This is a genomic window from Serratia sp. Ser99, from assembly GCF_024519545.1.
In the GTDB taxonomy this organism is placed as follows: domain Bacteria; phylum Pseudomonadota; class Gammaproteobacteria; order Enterobacterales; family Enterobacteriaceae; genus Serratia; species Serratia liquefaciens.
This window is the reverse complement of record NZ_JALJRT010000010.1, coordinates 137,922-154,119: the sequence shown is the minus strand read 5'-3', so window position 1 is coordinate 154,119 and position 16,198 is coordinate 137,922. Positions and strand designations below refer to the sequence as shown.

Below are 16,198 nucleotides of genomic sequence, written 5' to 3'. Positions count from 1 at the left end.
CTACGATCTTACCGTCCATTTCGGAGTTTTCTATGCCGACACGCCGCTACAGTGCCGACACTCGCCGCACCGAGCTTCTTGAACGAATTGAAAGCGATATCCCCTATGCCGTTGCCCAGGCGCTGCGTGAAGACCTGGGAGGCGAAGTCGATGCCGAACGCGATATTACCGCGCAATTGTTGCCGGCCGATACCCAGGCCGAAGCCACGATCATCACCCGCGAACCCGGTATTTTTTGCGGAAAACTCTGGCTGAATGAAGTCTTTATCCAGTTGGGCAACCAGGTGAAAGTGGATTGGCTGGTGGCGGACGGTGATAGCCTGGTGCCCGACCAAGCGCTTTGCAAACTGACCGGCCCGGCACGGGTGCTGCTTACCGGTGAGCGCACTGCGCTGAACTTTGTGCAGACGCTTTCCGGCGTAGCAACCGAAGTCAGCCGCTATGTGGCACTGTTGCAGGGGACGAAAACCCGCCTGCTCGACACCCGCAAGACCCTGCCAGGGCTGCGCACCGCGCTGAAATATGCCGTATTGTGCGGCGGCGGCAGCAACCACCGTCTCGGGCTGTCCGACGCCTTCCTGATCAAGGAAAACCACATCATTGCCTCCGGCTCGATTAAAAAAGCGGTTGAGAAAGCATTCTGGCTGCATGCCGAGGTGCCGGTCGAAGTGGAAGTCGAGTCGCTGGATGAACTGCAGCAGGCGCTGGACGCCGGTGCAGACATTATCATGCTGGACAATTTCAGCGTCGACATGATGCGCGCCGCCGTGACGCAAACTCAGGGCCGTGCACAGCTGGAAGTGTCCGGCAACGTGACCAGCGAAACCCTGCGTACCTTCGCCGAAACCGGCGTGGACTATATTTCTGTGGGCGCGCTGACCAAACATGTGACCGCCCTCGATCTGTCCATGCGCTTCAAATAACCCCTCTCTCCGCACCTCCCTGAACTACCGGGGAGGTGTTTTTTCATCAAAACTGCGAAGCTCGCCCCATCTCTTTTCCCCTCTGCTGCAACCTCGATCGAATGCTGTGGAACTGCGCCTAAAAACAGCCATCACCCGCTCGAAGCGCCCCGCTGGCCTGATTACTCTGGCTTCCACATTGACATGGAGGAAGCAACGGATGGAAACGCAGCGCGGTTTTACCCTGATAGAACTGATGGTGGTGATCGCCATTATCGCCATACTGAGCGCCATAGGTATTCCTGCCTATCAGCGCTATATCCAAAAGGCAGCGATGACCGACATGCTGCAAGCCATGACGCCGTATAAGCTGGCCGTTGAACTGTGCGTGCTCGACAGCGGCACGCCGACCGGCTGTAACGCCGGCAGCAAAGGCATCCCTACCGGCGACGCCTCACGTTACGTCAGCGCGGTTCAGGTCAGCCAGGGCGTGATCTCGCTGACCGGCTCGCAAACGCTGCAGGGATTGACGGTCGCACTGACGCCAACCCAAAATGCCAGCGGCCTGACGCGTTGGACACGCCTGTGCACCAGCGAAAACAGCAATCTGCAGGAAACCTGCCAGGAAGTTTTCCGTTTTGACACTACCGCTGCGGCGCCGACATCATGAGTACGGCAATCAGCGATGAAATCCATACCCTGTGCCAACGCTATCAGGCACTGGCTCTCAGTGAAGATGACCAGTGCCTGAACGTGGCCCTGACGACGGAGGCACCACAAGCGCTATTATCAGCCCTGCGTTTTGCCACCGGCAAACGCATTCATCTGGAACAGTGGCCGGCAGCCAGGCTGGAATTGGAACTGAATAGGCGGCAAATGCAGGGCGATAGGCGCGAGCAGCCCACTTCGGAGGAGCAATTCGACGCGGCATCATTAAACGACGACAGTGACGCACCCGTGGTGCAATTTATCAATCAGACGCTCCGCATCGCCATTCAGCGACGAGCCTCGGACATTCATTTCGAACCTTACCAGCAGACTCTCCGTATCCGGCTACGCATCGACGGCGTGTTGCAGGTGATAACCTCACCGCCATTCACGCTCGCGGCTCGCCTCACGGCTCGACTGAAAATCATGGGGCAGTTGGACATCGCCGAGCGCCGCCTGCCGCAGGATGGTCAGCTCAGCGTGCGGTTGGATAACGCTAGCTACTCCATGCGTATCGCCACCCTGCCCACCCTACACGGCGAAAAAGTGGTGCTGCGAATTTTGCAAACTGAACGCCAGGAGCTGCCGTTGGATCGGTTGGGTATGGATCCGACAGCACTGGTGCAGTTTTCCTCTGCCTTATCCTGCCCTCAGGGCATGATCCTGGTCACCGGCCCCACCGGCAGCGGCAAAACCGTCACGCTATACAGCGGTCTGCGTCAGTTGAATGACGCGCAGAGTAATTTATGCAGCGTCGAGGATCCGATTGAAATTCCCCTGTTCGGTATCAATCAGACGCAGACCAACGCCAAAACGGAACTGGATTTCTCCCGCGTATTACGCGCCTTGCTGCGACAGGATCCGGACGTCATCATGATCGGTGAGATCCGCGATCGGGAAACGGCGGGGATCGCAGTAAAAGCCGCTCAAACCGGCCACCTGGTGCTTTCCACCTTGCACACCAATTCCACCAGCGAAACCCTGACGCGCCTGACTCATATGGGCATTCCGGGCTACCTGATTGCCGCCTGTCTGAAGCTGGTGATCGCACAACGTCTGGTGCGTAAGTTATGCAGCCACTGCCGCTATCAACAAAGCCAGCCCGTACGTTTTCCCGCAGCCATTTGGGCAACACCTCTGCTGCCCTGGAAGGCCGATGGCTGCGAGCACTGCTTCAGCGGCTACTATGGCCGCACCGGGGTATATGAACTGTTGACCATTACCCCAGAGGTGCAAGCCGGCCTGCTGGAGGGGGCCGCCCCCAGCATGTTGGCTGAAATCGCCCGGCAGCAGGGGCAAACCACGTTGCTGCAAGCCGGACTAACGCTGGTCGCCCAGGGCGTCACCTCGCTGGAGGAGGTATACCGCATTGTCGGTGTGATTGCCGACGGCGGAGTCGCTCAGTGAAAACACTCCGCCTTTTCCTCTGGCAGGCAATTGACCCACACGGACAGTTGCGTGAGGGTGAGCTGATGAGCGGTAAGAAGAATGAGGTCAGCCAGTGGTTGATCGAACAAGGGCTGCAACCCTGCCAGATCAACAGCGGAAAACGTATTTCACCGGGTCAATGGCGCGGTGAACCCCTGATCCAGTTCACCCGTCAGTTAGCCACCCTGCTGCAGGCCGGATTGCCGCTGGTCAGCGGTTTACAGTTATTAGCTGCGGAGCATCCGTCCGCAGCCTGGCGCTGCCTGCTGCGGGAAGTGAGTGAACAGGTACGCCAGGGCCAGCCATTTTCTGAAGTTATCGCTGAGCAACATGCCGTGTTTCCTCTGATCTACCGCCAGCTAATCGCCATTGGCGAGCTGACCGGTCACCTGGACGAATGCTGCCTGCAACTGGCCCAACAACAGGAAGCACAGCAAAAACTGCAAAAGAAAGTCATCAAGGCACTGCGTTACCCTTTGTTTATCTGCGCGGTGGCGCTGTTGGTAAGCATTTTGATGCTGGTGATGGTGTTGCCGGAATTTGCCGGCGTCTATCAGTCATTCAATGCGCCGCTGCCGTGGTTTACCCAAGGATTGCTGAACCTTTCCACCCTGCTGATCGACAGCGGTCCCTGGCTAACGGCTATTCTGGTCTGTATGGCATACACCTATCTTCGTCGTCTGCATCCGCAGCCTCAATGGCGCAGGCGCGAACAGGCGGCGCTGTTGCGTCTGCCACTGATTGCACACTTGATTAAAGGCGGCTGCCTGAGCCAAATATTCCGTATTCTGGCCATGACCCAGCAGGCTGGGCTCAGCCTGGTTGACGGGTTAGCTGCGGCGGCGCTGTCGGTGGATAACCTGTTTTATCGCCAGGCGATTGACACCATCAGGCAACAGATTTCGCAAGGGCAGACTTTTCATCGCGCCTTGGAACAACAGGCGCTTTTCCCAACTCTGTGCCAGCAACTGGTGCGCGTGGGCGAAGAATCCGGTTCGTTAGATACCCTATTGGGCAAACTGGCCGCGTGGCATGAACAACAAACCTTTGAGCTGGCCGATACCCTGGCGCAAACGCTGGAGCCCCTATTAATGCTGGTGGTAGGCGGGATCGTCGGCACATTGGTGATCGCCATGTATCTGCCGATATTTCAGTTGGGGAATGTTTTGGGGTAAGTCCGTCAGTGATTGGGCGCAGCATTGAACTGCGCCCACAAATTGCTGGTATCGATACGCGCTGCTTACTTGCTGCCGAAGACGCGGTTTTCCTGCTCTGCAACGCGGATAAAGGTGGTGCGCTTGGTCAGCTCTTTCAGACGTTCCGCGCCGACGTAGGTGCAAGCGGAACGCAGGCCGCCAAGGATGTCGCGGACGGTGAACTCAACTTCGCCGCGCAACGGCAGTTTGACAGTTTTCCCTTCGGCCGCACGGTACTGGGCAACGCCGCCGACGTGGCGTTTCATCGCCGACTCGGAGCTCATGCCGTAGAACAGCATAAATTTCTCACCGTTCTCTTCCACAATGGTGCCTTCGCACTCGTCGTGGCCGGCCAGCATGCCGCCCAGCATGACAAAATCAGCACCGCCGCCAAAGGCTTTCGCTACGTCGCCCGGCACTGAACAACCGCCATCGCTAACGATTTGGCCGCCGAGGCCATGCGCTGCATCAGCGCATTCGATCACCGCAGACAACTGCGGATAACCGACACCGGTTTTCACGCGGGTCGTGCAGACAGAGCCTGGACCAATACCGACTTTAACAATGTCGGCCCCGGACAGGATAAGTTCTTCCACCATTTCACCGGTGACGACGTTACCGGCACAGATAACATGTTTTGGACAGGCTTCGCGCGCTTTCTGCAGGAAAGCGACAAAATGTTCGGAATAACCATTGGCTACGTCGATACAGATAAACTTCAGCTCGGGTGATAGCGCCAGGATCTGTTGCATTTTCACAAAGTCAGCGTCGGACGTGCCGGTTGAAACCATCACGTGGCGCAGCACCGATGCCGGTACGCGCTGCACAAAGGCGGCCCACTGCTCTACGGTGTAGTGTTTGTGTACGGCGGTGAGAACATCGAAGGAAGCCAGGGCCTCTGCCATGCTGAAGGTACCGACTGAGTCCATGTTGGCGGCGATGATCGGCACACCAGACCAGCTACAGCCAGAATGTTTGAAGGTAAACTGACGTTCCAGTTCAACTTCTGAGCGGCTTTTCAGCGTGGAACGCTTTGGGCGAATCAGCACATCTTTAAAGCCTAACTTCAAATCTTCTTCAATACGCATGACTTATGATTTCCTGGTTTATGGCGACGGATCGCAAAACGCAATGGCTTGAAAAGCGACGGGGTATACCCTAAATAATTCGAGTTGCAGGAAGGCGACAAGGGCGAGAGTCCCGATGAGCTTACTCATGTAAGTGATTCGGGTGAACGCTCGCAGTCAACACACCTGCAGCTTGAAGAATGACGGGTATAGATTAATGCCAGTTCCAGTGACGCTATCATACGCGCTAATAATCGCCGGACAAGACTGCGAATTCTCCTTTTTTTGCGCTACAATCCGACAAATTTACCTGCGACACCGCAGTGTGACCTCCCGCTCATTTTCCCTTTCCGGCTGCGCTTTTTATCACCGTACAGCCTAAGCGGCACGGCAAGCGCCGCCGGCTTACTTGCACTTCTGTGCGATCGCTTTATGATTCGTCTATTATTTTTTTATGAACCTCAGGTGCATTCCCTACCATGGCCTACATTGTTGCGTTGACAGGGGGTATCGGCAGCGGTAAGTCCACCGTGGCAGACGCCTTCGCTCGCCACGGCGTGACGGTGGTCGATGCTGACGTTATCGCCCGACAGGTTGTCGAGCCAGGAACCCCGGCACTGGCTGCCATCGCCGAACGTTTTGGTAATGAAATGTTGCAGCCAGACGGTTCACTGAACCGTGCCGCCTTACGTCAGTGTATCTTCAGTAACCCTGATGAAAAGCGTTGGCTAAACCAACTGCTGCACCCGCTGATTCATCAGGAAACTCAACGTCAACTGGCGCAAGTCACCAGCCCCTACGCTCTCTGGGTGGTGCCGCTGCTGGTCGAGAACAACCTGCAGGGGCGCGCCGATCGCGTGCTGGTGGTTGACGTCGACAGCGAGACTCAGTTGGCCAGAACCATCGCCCGCGACGGTATCAGCCGTCAGCAGGCACAGAACATACTGTCCGCACAGGTCACGCGTGAGCAGCGCCTGGCCGCTGCAGACGACATCATTGATAATAGCGGCACCGCTCAGGGGATAGAGCCATTGGTTGCCGCACTGCATTGCCGTTACCTTGAGCTGGCGGCATCAGCGACCCGACAGGATTAAACTGAATGAGTGATGTTTCCCCAAGCGTTCTTTTTGAACATCCGTTGAATGAAAAAATGCGCACCTGGCTGCGCATGGAATTTTTGCTGCAACAGCTGCATGGCCAGCGAGCCTTAAGCGAAACGGCCATCGCCCTGACCTTTTTCCGCACCATCGCCGATCTGCTGGACGTGCTGGAGCGCGGTGAAGTACGTACCGAGTTACTGAAAGAGTTGGAACGTCAGCAGCAAAAATTGCTGGCGTGGGCCGATGTTCCGGGCGTCGATATGTCGCTGGTGGATCAGTTGCGCAACCAGTTGAAGCAACGTGGTGCCGCACTGATGTCTGCGCCGCGACTGGGTCAGGCGCTGCGCGAAGATCGGTTGATTAGTCTGGTGCGGCAACGTCTGAGCATCCCCGGTGGGTGCTGCAGCTTTGACTTGCCGACGCTGCACATGTGGATGCATGCGCCTCAGCAAGAGCGGGATAATGACGTAGCCGAATGGTTGCAAACGCTAGAACCATTAAACCAGGCACTGACTATGGTGCTGGATCTGATCCGTCAGGCCGGGCCATTTCGCAATCAGATCAGCCTGAACGGTTTTTTCCAGGATAACGCCGAGGGGGCGGATCTGCTGCGCTTACGCATCAATCTGGCGCACCAGCTTTACCCACAAATTTCCGGCCATAAGACGCGCTATGCGATTCGCTTTCTGCCGCTGGACAGTGAGCTCGGCGTGGTGCCGGAACGACTAACCTTTGAGTTGGCCTGTTGCTGACCCAATGACATCAAGACCTTTCACGCGTTGGAAGGGAGTAAGGAATAGATATGACTACCGTAGTGAAATGCCCAACCTGTGGCAAAGGTGTGGTTTGGGGAGAGGTGAGCCCATTTCGTCCGTTTTGCAGCAAACGCTGTCAGCTGATTGATCTGGGCGAATGGGCCGATGAAGAGAAGCGCATTCCCAGCAACAGCGATCTTTCCGAAAGCGAAGAGTGGAGTGAAGCAGACGATCGCTGATCGTCCTTCTGATCGGCCCGGCAGCCGCCAGGCCGGTTGTATTACTGCGCGGCGTTAGCCTGCTCCACCAGCAGTTTGATAATGCTGATATTGGCCTGAGGGAACTCTTCTTCCCGCAGGTCAGCCTGCTTTACCCAGCGCATAGGCTGGCCTTCGCGACCGAAGGGTTCACCGGCCCAGGCTTCCACCAGATAGAAATTCAACGTGACGATGCGATCGCTAAACTGATGCTCAAGCACGTCCAACAACTCCGCACGCTGGGCTTCAATGCCGGTCTCTTCCAATAATTCACGGCTAAGCGCCTGTTCCGGCGTCTCCCCCTGTTCAATTTTGCCGCCGGGAAACTCCCAGAAACCGGCCATATGCGAATCGGCCGCGCGGCGGGTAATGAAGATTTCCTGCTGGGCATTACGAATGATGCCGACGGCGATATTCAGATGTTTCATCGCATCCTCCTGATTGAGTCGTTGGAGCGCGGAATGCAGCCCCAAAAAACAGGGGCTCAGCACGCTGAACCCCTGGGTTTTATTCGTTAAACAGTGTCGGCTTAGTTCTGCAGACGACCGTGACACTGTTTGTATTTTTTACCGGAACCGCATGGGCACGGATCGTTACGGCCCACTTTACGTTCTGCGATGGTCGGCGCATTAGGATCTTCAGTCACCAGCGCGTTTTCTTCATAGTGGCTCAGCTGCTGCTGTTTGGCCAGACGCTCAGCTTCTTCACGACGCTGCAGTTCCAAGGCTTCAACCTCTTCCGGCATCCGCACCTGAACCTTGCTCAGCACGCTGATCACTTCATGCTTCAGTGATTCCAGCATGGTAGCAAACATGTTGAAGGACTCGCGCTTGTACTCCTGCTTAGGATCTTTCTGCGCATAACCACGCAGATGGATACCCTGACGCAGGTAGTCCATGGCCGCCAGATGCTCTTTCCACAGGGAATCCAGCGTCTGCAGCATCACGCCTTTCTCGAAGTTGCGCATCATCTCGGTGCCAACCACTTCTTCTTTACGCTGGTACTCTTCCTTGGCTTTTTCCAGAATACGCTCACGCAGCGTTTCTTCGTGCAGCTCAGGCTCTTTATCCAACCATTCGGCGATAGGCATATCCAGATCGAAATCGTTTTTCAGACGTTCGGTCAGCCCCTGAATATCCCACTCTTCTTCCAGCGACTGCGGTTGAATGTAGCCGTCGATAGTGGTCTTGAACACGTCTTCACGGATGCTGGCAATGGTTTCGCTAACGTCAGACACGTCCAGCAGTTCGTTACGCTGGCTGTAGATCGCGCGGCGCTGATCGTTGGCCACGTCATCGTATTCCAGCAGTTGCTTACGAATGTCGAAGTTGCGGCTTTCTACTTTACGCTGGGCGTTGGCAATCGCTTTGGTGACCCATGGGTGCTCAATGGCCTCACCTTCTTTCATCCCCAATTTACGCATCATGTTGGAAACGCGATCGGAGGCGAAAATACGCATCAGGGCATCTTCCATCGACAGGTAGAAGCGGGATGAACCGGCATCACCCTGACGACCGGAACGGCCGCGCAACTGGTTATCGATACGGCGTGATTCATGACGCTCGGTACCAATGATGTGCAGGCCACCGGCTGCCAGTACAGCATCGTGACGGATTTTCCAGGCCTCTTTAATCGCCGCGATTTGCTCTTCGGTTGGATCTTCCAACTGGGCAATCTCTGCCTGCCAGCTGCCGCCCAACACGATATCGGTACCACGACCGGCCATGTTGGTAGCGATGGTAACCGCAGAGGTCTGGCCGGCCTGAGCAACGATGTCCGCTTCCATGGCGTGGAACTTGGCGTTCAACACCTTATGGGCGATACCGGCTTTCTCCAGCTCACGCGAAACCACTTCGGATTTCTCGATTGAAATCGTACCGACCAGAACCGGCTGGCCGTTAGCGGTGCGCTCACGAATATCTTCAATGATGGCGCCAATCTTCTCATGCTCGGTCATGTAGACCAGATCCGGCATGTCTTTACGTAGCATTGGACGGTTGGTCGGCACCACGATGGTATCCAGCTTGTAGATCGAGCTGAATTCAAAAGCTTCGGTGTCGGCGGTACCGGTCATCCCAGCCAGCTTCTCGTACAGGCGGAAGTAGTTCTGGAAGGTGATGGAGGCCAGAGTCTGGTTTTCGTTCTGGATTTCCACGCCTTCTTTGGCTTCCACCGCCTGGTGCAGGCCATCGGACCAGCGACGGCCGTGCATGGTACGGCCGGTGTGTTCGTCGACGATGATGACTTCACCGTCTTTTACGATGTAGTCAACGTCACGGGTAAACAGCACATGGGCACGCAGAGCCGCGGTCACGTGGTGCATCAGCATGATGTTGGTCGGTGAGTACAGTGACTCCCCTTCGTCCATGATGCCGGCTTCCATCAGCATTTCTTCGATCAGGATCAGGCCGCGTTCGGTCAGGTGCACCTGGCGCGCCTTTTCGTCAACCGAGAAGTGGCCTTCGCCCTGGAAGGAATCCGAATCTTCTTTTTCCTGACGGATCAGTTTAGGGATCAGCTTGTTAACCTTGATGTACATCTCGGAGCTATCTTCAGCCGGGCCAGAGATGATCAACGGCGTACGCGCTTCGTCGATCAGGATGGAGTCAACCTCATCCACCAGCGCATAGTGCAGTTTGCGCTGAACGCGCTCTTCCGGGCTGAACGCCATGTTGTCGCGCAGATAGTCAAAACCGTATTCGTTGTTGGTGCCGTAGGTAATGTCCGCGGCATAGGCTTCACGCTTGGCCGGTGCCGGCATGCCCGGCAGGTTGATGCCGATGCTCAAACCGAGGAACTCGAACAGCGGGCGGTTGTTCTCGGCGTCACGCTGTGCCAGATAGTCGTTGACGGTTACCACGTGCACGCCACGACCGCTCAGGGCGTTCAGATAGGCCGGCAAGGTTGCGGTTAGGGTTTTACCTTCACCGGTGCGCATCTCTGCGATACAGCGGTCATTCAGCACCATGCCGCCCAGCAGCTGCACGTCGAAGTGACGCATGCCGAAGACGCGCTTGCTCGCCTCACGCACTACTGCGAAGGCCTCAGGCAGCAGGTTTTCCAGCACTTCCCCCTTTTCCAGGCGCGCGCGGAACTCGTTGGTCTTGGCTTTCAGTTCGTCATCGGACAGTTTTTCCATGTCCGGTTCCATCTGGTTGATCAGCTCAACCGATTTGCGCATGCGGCGCAGCGTACGATCGTTACGGCTACCAAAAACTTTGGTCAATAATTTCACTAACATGATGTTTGATATCTCTGTCATGACGGCCAACACAGGCAGTCAACTTGATGTTATTTTTTAGGTTTTTTTTGTCGCCCGAGGGGCAAGAAATTAGCTTGAGGTTGCAGGTCCGGCGCGAATGCCCTGCACTTGCGCAAGCCACAACCCGGCCTGATGCTGCGCAACAGCGGGCAGCACGGCGTGGTGAGTGGTGCGAATGATGGTCGGCGGCTTCGGCTCGTGCGTCAGCAGCGCATTAAGGGTAGAAAGCAGCGCCAGTTGCGCTACCTGCAATGGGGGTTCGGTCACTTCCGCTTCGCTTTCCTGCACCCGAGCGTAAACGGCCTGCGGCGCAAGCGCAAAAGAGAGGTGACGAATGACGGTACGAAGCGCATGCTGGTGCCAGTAGTCGACGCTAAAGGTCGGACGACGGTGCGCTTCCTGCAGTAACGCCAGGCTATTGAAGGCGCCACTGGCAGAGTTTTGCCGGTTCAGGCTGGACGAGGTGCTCGGCAGAGCGGCTTGATCGGGGTTGCCGGTCAGATTGGTAGGTACGCCAAGCGTGGCCGCAACCATCCCTAAAAGGAGATGGGGCCAGAAATAACGTCTGCCAAATTGTCGCCAACGATTTAGAATACCGATCACGAGTTTATAATCCGCCGGAGCCCATTATGCGCGATAGCCGTCCACAATTATTAGATTCCCTGTTCGACGACGCGTCTGCAGAAGACAAAGGGCCACTGCATAACGTCCAACAACGCGCAGTCGCGTTGCTTAAGCTTAACCGTGCAGTGAAAGGCCTGTTGCCCGTTCAACTGCATCCTTGGTGCCGCGTCGCAAATTTCCGACAGGGTATTTTAGTGCTAGAAACGGCAAATGCCAGCTGGATGATGCGTCTACGTTACGAACAACCGGCTTTATTATCAGCACTACGAGCGCAAATTCTACCATCATTGTCGTCGATCGACATCAGGATTAATCCGGCCTTGATGGCAAAAGGGAACAACCTTGTGCAGGACGCCGCAAAAACGGCAGGAAATACGCAGTCAAGCGTGCCTATGCGTCATCTGAGTCAGGAAAGTGCTGGGGAATTAAGGGTATTGGCGAGCCGGAGCCCAGAAAAACTGCGCAAGATATTAGAACGACTGGCGTCGTTGGCCGGAGAGAGTGCCAACGCTACCAGTCGTGATAAGTAATCAGCGGTATCGACTTATGCCAATACGGTTGACGGAGCTTTGAATGCCAGTGGCATTTCGGCTTCGTCCTGGAAGGTGACGTATTCCCACGCTTCCTGTTTCGCCAGAACTGCTTGAAGCAGCTTGTTGTTCAGCGCATGACCAGACTTGTACGCGGTAAACGCGCCAATGATATTATGGCCGCACATGAACAGGTCGCCGATGGCGTCCAGCATTTTGTGACGCACGAATTCGTCTTCGAAGCGCAGGCCGTCTTCGTTCAGCACGCGGTAATCATCTACCACGATAGCGCAGTCAAAGCTGCCGCCCAAGGCCAGGCCACGGGACTGTAAATATTCGATATCACGCATGAAGCCGAAAGTACGCGCACGGCTGATTTGACGCACGAACGAGTCGGCAGAGAAATCAAGGCGGTAGCGTTGCGTACTGGCGTCGATCGCCGGGTGGTTGAAGTCGATGGTGAAGTCCAGGCGGAACCCGTTATGCGGGGACAGCTCGGCCCACTTGTCGCCATCTTCAACACGCACGGTGTCTTTCAGACGCAGGAATTTCTTCGCAGAGTTCAGTTCTTCAATGCCGGCATCCAGCAACAGGAAGACGAACGGACTGGCACTGCCGTCCATGATAGGGATTTCAGCAGCGTCAACTTCGATAACGATGTTGTCGATGCCCAACCCAGCCAGCGCGGCATTAAGATGCTCAACGGTAGAAATACGCACGTCATGCTCATTGACCAGGCAGGTACAGAGCATGGTATCACGCACGGATTTTGCATCAGCCGGAAAATCAACCGGTGGATTCAAGTCAGTGCGACGATAGATGACCCCGGTATTAGCCGCCGCGGGTCGCATTGTCAGCGTGACTTTCTTGCCGGTATGTAAACCGACACCAGTCGCCTGAACAATACGTTTTAATGTCCTTTGTTTGATCATCGTTTTATCTCGCAATGTTATCAATCCTACCAGCCAAGCATACAGCATGGCTGGCGGGACAGTTTAGCACAAAGAGCGGAGATTCCAAATTCTCAGGATATTCTTAGTCTGCCTGCTTGCGCAGGAAGGCTGGAATATCAAGATAGTCGGGCTCTTTATTAGGCTGCGCAGTCGGATCGTTAACCACCTTGGCGGCAGGTTTCACTTCCTGCGGCAGCGGCGACATGCCGTGCTGCTGGTAGCGATGATCCATCACTGGCTGGCTGGCCTGTTTATTGGTGACCAGAGTGATTTCCGGACGTTTGTCCATGCCGATACCGGTCGCAACCACGGTTACGCGCAGTTCGTCGTTCATTTCCGGATCCAGCGACGTACCAATTACCACGGTCGCGTTGTCGGAAGCGAAAGCACGAATGGTGTTACCCACGGTTTCGAACTCATCCAAGCGCAGGTCGAAGCCGGCGGTGATGTTGACCAGCACGCCGCGAGCGCCGGACAGGTCGATATCTTCCAGCAGTGGGCTGGAGATCGCCATTTCCGCAGCTTCTTCAGCACGGTCTTCACCACAGGCAACGCCGGAACCCATCATCGCGTAGCCCATTTCGGACATTACGGTGCGCACGTCGGCGAAGTCGACGTTCATCAGGCCCGGACGGGTGATCAGTTCGGCAATACCCTGTACCGCGCCTTTCAGCACGTCGTTAGCCGCACCAAACGCGTCCAACAGAGAAATGCCGCGACCCAGAACTTTCAACAGCTTGTCGTTCGGGATAGTGATCAGTGAGTCCACATGTTTGGACAATTCTGCGATACCCTGCTCAGCGAACGCCATGCGTTTCTTGCCTTCAAAATTGAAAGGCTTGGTCACCACGGCCACTGTCAGAATACCCAGGTCTTTAGCAACTTCAGCGACGACTGGCGCTGCACCGGTACCGGTACCGCCGCCCATGCCGGCTGCAATGAAGACCATGTCTGCACCATCCAGTGCGGCGCGCAGGGCTTCACGGTCTTCTTCCGCTGAATTGCGACCCACTTCAGGGTTCGCGCCTGCACCCAGACCTTTGGTAATACCGCTACCGATCTGGATGGTTTGGCCAACTGCCGTTTTACGAAGCGCCTGAGCGTCTGTATTCACGGCAAAGAATTCAACACCTTCGATGCGCTCGCGCACCATGTGTTCAACGGCGTTGCCACCGCCACCGCCGACGCCGATGACTTTAATCACCGCGTCATTGGTTAGTTCCATTGGTTCAAACATAGTTTCTCTCCGTTTTGTGCCTGTCGCTGCGAGATCATAAAAAGATTACTCAGCATGATCTCTTTGTTGAAACATTAAAACTCTTTTCTCAGCCAGCTATTGATACGTTTAAACCAATTGCCCACCGAGGCGCGTTTTTCTACTTCTGCCTCACCGCTCAGGTGAGACTCTTTTCCATAGTGCAGCAGACCTACCGCCGTAGAATAGTAAGGCTCCTGCGCATAATCCGTCAGACCCGTGATGTTCAAGGGTTGGCCGATGCGTACCTGGGTGTGGAACACCCGTTGCGCACAGGCTGCCAGGCCATCAATCTGGGCGGCACCACCGGTCAGCACAATACCCGCTGCCAGATGATGCTTCACCCCTTGCTGACGCAGTTGCTCCTGCAATTGCAAAATTTCATCGTTAACCAGATTCAACAGTTCGGTGTAGCGTGGCTCAATCACTTCAGCCAGTGTCTGTCTTTGCAGACTCCGAGGAGGACGTCCTCCAACGCTTGGCACCTCTACACTTTCATCCTTGCTAACAATCGACCCAAGCGCACAGCCGTGTCGAACTTTGATCGCTTCCGCGTCTGTCGGCGGCGTGCCGAAGGCGTAAGCGATATCGCTGGTGACCACGTTCCCGGCGTAAGGGATCACTTTGGTGTGGCGCAGCGCACCGCCGGTGTACACCGCCATATCCATGGTGCCGCCGCCGATATCCACCACACAAACGCCGAGCTCGCGCTCATCTTCGGTCAGTACCGCATAGCTGGCGGCCAGACCGGCGAAAATAAGTTGGTCAACTTTCAGACCACAACGTTCTACTGCCTTAACGATGTTCTTAGCCATATCGTTATGGCAGGTGATCAGGTGCACCTTGGCTTGCATACGCACGCCGGACAACCCGACCGGGTTTTTGATGCCTTCCTGATAATCGATGGCGTATTCCTGAGGGATGACGTGCAGGATGCGGTGTTCATCACGGACGCGTACCGATTTAGCGGTATGCACCACGTTCTCCACATCTTCCTGTGTCACTTCCTCTTCGGAAATAGGAACCATCCCTATTTCGTTCTGGCAGCTGATGTGTTTACCCGATAATGCGAGGTAAACCGAAGAAATCTGACAATCCGCCATCAGTTCGGCCTGATCGATAGCGCGCTGTACGCACTTCACTACCGACTCCAGGTCGTTAACGCCACCCTTATCCATACCGCGAGACGGGCAACTGCCCACCCCGATAATGTTGACCATGCCATCGGGCAGAACTTCCCCTACCAATGCGGAGACTTTTGCAGTACCGATCTCCAGTCCAACTACCAGTTTTCTGTCCGTCGACTTGATCATTGTTGTTTTGCCTGTGCCTGATTCTGTTGCTGATTACTGTTCTGCCGATCGCCTGCAGCCTGCGGGTCGATAAACACGGGGGCCCAACCTACCGATGCACCGGCCTCGTAGCGTAAGTCGACATAACTGACTCGCTTGCTTTCTGCCTGCCCCTGCTGCTGCAATACCGGGTAAAGCTCGATAAAGCGCTGCAGGCGTCCGGTGCGATCGTCGCGTCCCAGCTCCAGCCGAACATCATTATCCAAAGCCAGCTGCCAGGAATGGCGGGCGCTCATGGCCGCCATTTTCAGCGTATATTTGCTGGCCGCTAACATGCTGCTCATGGTCCGGTAACCTTCAAGAACATCCTGTTCGCTCCCTTCCGGACCATACAGCAACGGCAACTTCTGTTTGCCAATTCGTTCTGCAGGCACGCTGAAGGATTTGCCTTCGGCATCTACCATGTGCAAATCATTCCAGCGCGCCACCGGGACATATTCCACCAGGTGGATCTTCAGCTCATCCGGCCACTGCTTGCGCACGCTGGCCTGCTTGATCCACGGCAGACGTTCAATCTGCTGCTGGATGATATCCACATCCTGCGTCATGAACGTCCCCGGCGATCCCAGCGCCAGGATAGCCTGACGAATATCGTCGTTGGTGGTGTAGTGACGTTCACCGGTCACCACCAGTCGTGACAGCGGCAGGCGGCTGGCATCTTTCATCCAGCCAATCACCGCCCACCCACTCCACAGGACCGTTCCCAACACCATCAGCAGGAAAATCATTCCCGCCAACTGGGTTCCATTGCTGCGTCGCGGGTTGTTGTCCACCTCGCGTTCACGCGCATTCAGGGCAGCTTGCGACAT

16 protein-coding genes are annotated in these 16,198 nt (G+C 55.8%); 8 read left to right on the top strand and 8 right to left on the bottom strand.

From position 1 onward, the window contains the following. Positions 1-32: 32 nt before the first annotated feature. The 4 genes from nadC to hofC all read left to right on the top strand — a co-directional run bounded on the left by nadC (position 33) and on the right by hofC (position 4,213). A complete protein-coding gene (nadC, locus tag NR114_RS19400; RefSeq protein WP_129983317.1) occupies positions 33-923 on the top strand; it encodes a carboxylating nicotinate-nucleotide diphosphorylase in 891 nt (296 codons plus the stop codon). 199 nt (positions 924-1,122) lie between these two features. Continuing rightward, positions 1,123-1,572, top strand: coding sequence for a prepilin peptidase-dependent pilin (gene ppdD, locus NR114_RS19395; protein ID WP_020825225.1), 450 nt, complete (start codon positions 1,123-1,125; stop codon positions 1,570-1,572). Then, entirely contained in the window at positions 1,569-3,017 is a 1,449-nt protein-coding gene (gspE, locus tag NR114_RS19390; protein WP_234529149.1) for a type II secretion system protein GspE, read from the top strand. The genes ppdD and gspE overlap by 4 nt, the downstream gene beginning before the upstream one ends. After that, on the top strand, positions 3,014-4,213 hold the full coding sequence (gene hofC, locus NR114_RS19385) for a protein transport protein HofC (RefSeq protein ID WP_048762931.1): 1,200 nt from the start codon (positions 3,014-3,016) through the stop codon (positions 4,211-4,213). Before gspE ends, hofC begins: the two co-directional genes overlap by 4 nt. 65 nt (positions 4,214-4,278) lie before the next feature. Here hofC and NR114_RS19380 read toward each other — a convergent pair whose 3' ends face one another. Next, positions 4,279-5,322, bottom strand: coding sequence for a GMP reductase (locus NR114_RS19380; protein WP_020825222.1), 1,044 nt, complete (start codon positions 5,320-5,322; stop codon positions 4,279-4,281). Between the two features lie 458 nt (positions 5,323-5,780). Between NR114_RS19380 and coaE the strand changes: the two genes are divergently transcribed. The 3 genes from coaE to yacG are packed head-to-tail and all read left to right on the top strand — an operon-like array spanning position 5,781 to position 7,395. Beyond that, positions 5,781-6,395, top strand: a complete 615-nt coding sequence (coaE, locus tag NR114_RS19375) for a dephospho-CoA kinase (protein WP_234529148.1) — start codon at positions 5,781-5,783, stop codon at positions 6,393-6,395. Between the two features lie 5 nt (positions 6,396-6,400). Next, positions 6,401-7,153 carry a cell division protein ZapD gene (gene zapD, locus NR114_RS19370; protein WP_020825220.1) on the top strand — a complete coding sequence of 251 codons (753 nt, stop codon included), beginning with the start codon at positions 6,401-6,403 and terminating at the stop codon, positions 7,151-7,153. A gap of 50 nt (positions 7,154-7,203) precedes the next feature. Continuing rightward, complete coding sequence (gene yacG, locus NR114_RS19365) at positions 7,204-7,395, top strand: DNA gyrase inhibitor YacG (RefSeq protein WP_020825219.1); 192 nt, start codon at positions 7,204-7,206, stop codon at positions 7,393-7,395. A 41-nt stretch (positions 7,396-7,436) separates the two neighbouring features. Here yacG and mutT read toward each other — a convergent pair whose 3' ends face one another. The 3 genes from mutT to secM form a co-directional block, all read right to left on the bottom strand. Beyond that, positions 7,437-7,841 (bottom strand): 8-oxo-dGTP diphosphatase MutT, encoded by a 405-nt coding sequence (gene mutT / locus NR114_RS19360; RefSeq protein ID WP_020825218.1) that lies wholly within the window; start codon positions 7,839-7,841, stop codon positions 7,437-7,439. Between the two features lie 101 nt (positions 7,842-7,942). Then, positions 7,943-10,654, bottom strand: coding sequence for a preprotein translocase subunit SecA (gene secA / locus NR114_RS19355; protein WP_020825217.1), 2,712 nt, complete (start codon positions 10,652-10,654; stop codon positions 7,943-7,945). Positions 10,655-10,744: 90 nt separating this feature from the next. After that, complete coding sequence (gene secM / locus NR114_RS19350; RefSeq protein WP_130016183.1) at positions 10,745-11,278, bottom strand: secA translation cis-regulator SecM; 534 nt, start codon at positions 11,276-11,278, stop codon at positions 10,745-10,747. A 26-nt stretch (positions 11,279-11,304) separates the two neighbouring features. Here secM and NR114_RS19345 point away from each other — a divergent pair, with 26 nt between their 5' ends. Next, positions 11,305-11,829, top strand: coding sequence for a DUF721 domain-containing protein (locus tag NR114_RS19345; protein ID WP_020825215.1), 525 nt, complete (start codon positions 11,305-11,307; stop codon positions 11,827-11,829). Between the two features lie 14 nt (positions 11,830-11,843). Here the strand turns inward: NR114_RS19345 and lpxC are convergent, their stop codons facing one another. From lpxC to ftsQ, 4 genes are all read right to left on the bottom strand, one after another. Then, complete coding sequence (gene lpxC, locus NR114_RS19340; RefSeq protein ID WP_037426060.1) at positions 11,844-12,761, bottom strand: UDP-3-O-acyl-N-acetylglucosamine deacetylase; 918 nt, start codon at positions 12,759-12,761, stop codon at positions 11,844-11,846. Positions 12,762-12,864: 103 nt separating this feature from the next. After that, on the bottom strand, positions 12,865-14,019 hold the full coding sequence (gene ftsZ / locus NR114_RS19335) for a cell division protein FtsZ (RefSeq protein ID WP_004950150.1): 1,155 nt from the start codon (positions 14,017-14,019) through the stop codon (positions 12,865-12,867). Between the two features lie 74 nt (positions 14,020-14,093). Next, the gene (gene ftsA / locus NR114_RS19330; protein WP_004950148.1) at positions 14,094-15,350 is read right to left on the bottom strand and encodes a cell division protein FtsA; all 1,257 of its coding nucleotides are present in this window, start codon (positions 15,348-15,350) and stop codon (positions 14,094-14,096) included. Beyond that, entirely contained in the window at positions 15,347-16,198 is an 852-nt protein-coding gene (gene ftsQ / locus NR114_RS19325) for a cell division protein FtsQ (protein ID WP_020825213.1), read from the bottom strand. Before ftsQ ends, ftsA begins: the two co-directional genes overlap by 4 nt.